Source organism: Variovorax sp. 20P10.2.4 (assembly GCF_058244205.1).
Genome location: NZ_JBZAYE010000723.1, coordinates 1 through 3,429 on the forward strand (window position 1 = coordinate 1; position 3,429 = coordinate 3,429).

A 3,429-nucleotide genomic window follows, 5' to 3' on the forward strand; every position below is an offset into this window, starting at 1 on the left:
CAGGGATCGTGCTGGCTGCGTTCCCACAGCGTCCAGAGCGCGCCGGCCAGGCTCGCGCCCACCAGCAGGTAGAGCAGCACGTAGGCCAGGTCCTCGAGGCTCGGCGCCTCGAAGCCGATGTTCTTCAGCAGGTCGAGCTGGCGGCTCTGCGTGTAGTTGAGCACCCACTGGTTCCAGCCGTTGTTGACGGCCTCCCAGGTCGCGCGCAGGTTCTGCGCGAAGGTCGGGCTCATCGCGATGACCGCGCCCGCGAACAGCCCCGGCGCCTGCACGAGGCGCATCGACTGGCCGACGCGTCCCGGTGCCACCGCGCCGGTGGGATCGACGCGCACCCAGCCCTTGCCGGCCTCCCAGACTTCGGCCCAGGCATGGGCATCGCTCTGGCGCAGCACCCAGTAGCCGTCGATGCCATTGAGCTCGCCGCCCTGGTAGCCGGTGACGATGCGCGCCGGCACGTTCATGCCGCGCATCAGCACCACGAAGGCCGAGGCGATGTGCTCGCAGAAGCCTTCCTTTCGGTCGAACCAGAACTCGTCGGCGGTGTCGTTGCCGTAGACGCCGGGCTCGAGCGTGTAGCTGTAGCCGCCGGTGCGCAGCCGCCGCAGCACCGCCTGCACCAGCGCGGGCGTGGCGGCACCGGCCAGCGCCGGGTCGGCGAGCATCTCGCGCGCGAGCGCCGCGGTGCGCGGGTTCGATGCGGGCGGCAGCGCGAGGTAGGCGCGCAGCGTGTTCGCGCTGTTCGCGGGGCCGCTCTCGAAGCGCGTGTAGCTCTGGGCGCGGTAGCGCACCAGGTCCGACAGCGGCCGGTTCACGAACCATTGCAGGTCCGAACTGCCCGTGACCTCGTAGCCCGGCAGTTCGGGTGCGCGTGGTGCGGCGTCGAGCGTCAGCAGCCAGGGACGGTTGCTGGGCTCGAGCGTGACCTCGTAGCCCAGCGGCTCGCCGCTGGTGCGCAGCTCGGAGCCGGCCGCGCCACGGCGCCAGGACGGCAGCGCGGTCCATTCGCGGCCGTCGAACTGCGCGAGCACCGGGCCGCGGAAGTAGAGCTGGCTCTGCGGCGGCGCGCGGTTGCCGTCGAACTTGATGCGTGCTGCCACGCGCCCGTCGAGCGCGAGCTCGGCGATGGTGCCCACGCGCATCGTGTTCGACAGCCCGCTGCGGCCGGCCATCGCGTCGCCGGGCGTGCCCCACAGCGGCGCGAAGCGCGGGAACAGCAGGAACAGCGCGAACATGATCGGCGCGCCCGCGAGCGCCATCCAGCCCGCGGTGCGCGCCGCCTGTGCGAGCGGCGGCCGGCCCACCGGCATGTGGGCGTTGACCAGCGCGGTCAGCAGGCCCAGCAGCGCGAGCAGCATCGTGATGGCGGTGGCGAGCGACTGCGAATAGAAGAAGTTCGTGAGCATCGCGAAGAAGCCCAGGAAGAAGACGACGAAGGCGTCGCGACGCGCGCGCAGTTCGAGCGTCTTGAGTGCGAGCAGGATCACGATCAGCGTGACGCCGGCGTCGCGGCCCAGCAGGGTGCGGTGGGTGGCGAAGGTGGCGGCGACCGTCACCACGAGCAGGGCGATGCGCCACCAGCGGGAGGGGAGGGGTTTGGATTGGACGGCGAGGGTGCCGCGCCAGATCAGGACTGCTGTGGTGAGGGTGGTGCACCACCAGGGGAGGTGGTCTACCTGGGGGAGGATGATGAAGGCTATGACTGCCAGGAGGAAGAGGGTGTCTCTTGTGTCTCTTGGCAATGTCGCCATCGTTAGCTTCTTCATGAGGTTGGTTTCTTATGAAGGCTGTTGGCCGGGTCTCGCCCCGGCGGGCGAGTCACTTTCTTTTGCTTCGCCAAAAGAAAGTAACCAAAGAAAAGGCGACCCACTGTCTGCGACCCGCAGCGAAGCTGCGGGCAACCTGCGGTGCTCGCGTTTCGCGGGGTCTCGCAGAACTCGCTTCGCTCAAACAGCTGCGAGCCCTTGTCCGCGAAACGCTGCGCTCCTCGGCGCAGCCAGAGGGGTGGGTCGGGCCGTCGCTGCGCTCGGCCACCAAGACCCAACGGGCCTTCGCTTCGCTCGGCCCCGGTGGAAGAAGACCCGGGGCCTATGCATACGCACTCACCACACAAGGACGCGCCATGGCGCGTTGACCCTAGTCCCCTCTGGCTGTGCCGAGGAGCGCAGGAGAAAGCGGGATCAGGGCCGCAGCTGTCTGAGCGCAACGAAGTGGAGCGAGTTCTGCGGACCCCCGCTTTCTCCGAGCACCGCAGGTTGCCCGCAGCGAAGCGGAGGGACACAGACAGTGGGGTCGCCTTCTTTTGCTTACTTTTCTTGGCGAGACAAGAAAAGTAAGTCGCCCGCCGGGGCGAGACCCGGCCAACGCCCTCCGCACGAGGAGCAAAGCCAAGAACAACCCAAACCCAGGAAGTCAACATAGAGCCAGCATCTCCAAACAAGCCCTCCGATGCGCCTCCCCCTGAGAAGGCTTCAAAACCCGCCCGCCAACACGAACCCCATAGTCCACCCCCAACCGATCCGCCATCAACACCCAGGCACACAACCGAGAAACCCGCCCTTCAACATCAGCCAACCCAGTAGCCTGTGCATCCAGCCAGAGTTCCTCGCGTTGCGTCTGCTGAGCATCCCGACTCACGAACTCCTCGGACCCCGCAGCCAACGCCTGCGCCGCCTTCTTCCAGACCACCAGCTTCAACGGATCCCCCCGCCGATAAGCCCGCACCCCGTCATACTCCCCAGCCCCCAGAGACCGCACAACAGAAGAAACAGCCGCAGACCCCGACAACGGCTCACCGGCAGGCAAGGGCGGCGGATGCACCTCAGGCGCCGGATAAACAAGCATCCGCGAAGCCGGCCGCCACACCGTCCACACCCGAAAAGTGCCCAGCGGAAACCGCGTCTCCGCCGTCAACGCAGGCACCGGATGCAACCCCCTTCGCTCCGGCAGAAAAGCGATTTCCACCGTCGAACTGCCCTGCGCCGGCACATCGGTCCACGCCCATTGCCCGCTGCCGCGAACCGCCATCCCGATCCCGTAGCGCACCCCGCGCCGCGCGTTGTGCAGCACCACCCGGAACACCGCCGCGCTCCCCGCGTAATGCGCATCGGGCGGCATCAGGTGCATCGCCAGCCCGCGCAAGGTGCCGTGGCACACGTGCATGCCCACCGCCACGCTGCCCGCGAGCAGGAAGGTCAGCAGGTAGCCGAGGTTGAGCTGGTAGTTGATCGACGCCACCAGCAGCACCAGCAGCGTGAGCGCCAGGGTCCAGCCGGCGCGCGTGGGCAGGATGTAGACGTTGCGCTGCGTGAGCTCGAGCGTGTCCGACGGCGGCCGGCGCGAGAGGAACCAGCCGTCGATGCGCGAGCGGATGGCGCCGGCGGCGCTCACGGCAGCGGCACCGCCGCGATCATCGCCCGCACCTGCTCGACC

At 68.3% G+C, this 3,429-nt stretch carries 2 protein-coding genes; both read right to left on the bottom strand.

Annotated elements, in window-relative coordinates:
• A partial coding sequence (locus tag AC27VN_RS36345) for a transglutaminase TgpA family protein (protein WP_490879771.1) occupies positions 1-1,763 on the bottom strand: 1,763 nt, incomplete at its 3' end.
• A gap of 646 nt (positions 1,764-2,409) precedes the next feature.
• Positions 2,410-3,387: a DUF58 domain-containing protein gene (locus AC27VN_RS36350; RefSeq protein ID WP_490879772.1), complete on the bottom strand. Its 978-nt coding sequence runs from the start codon at positions 3,385-3,387 to the stop codon at positions 2,410-2,412.
• Positions 3,388-3,429 lie beyond the last annotated feature (42 nt).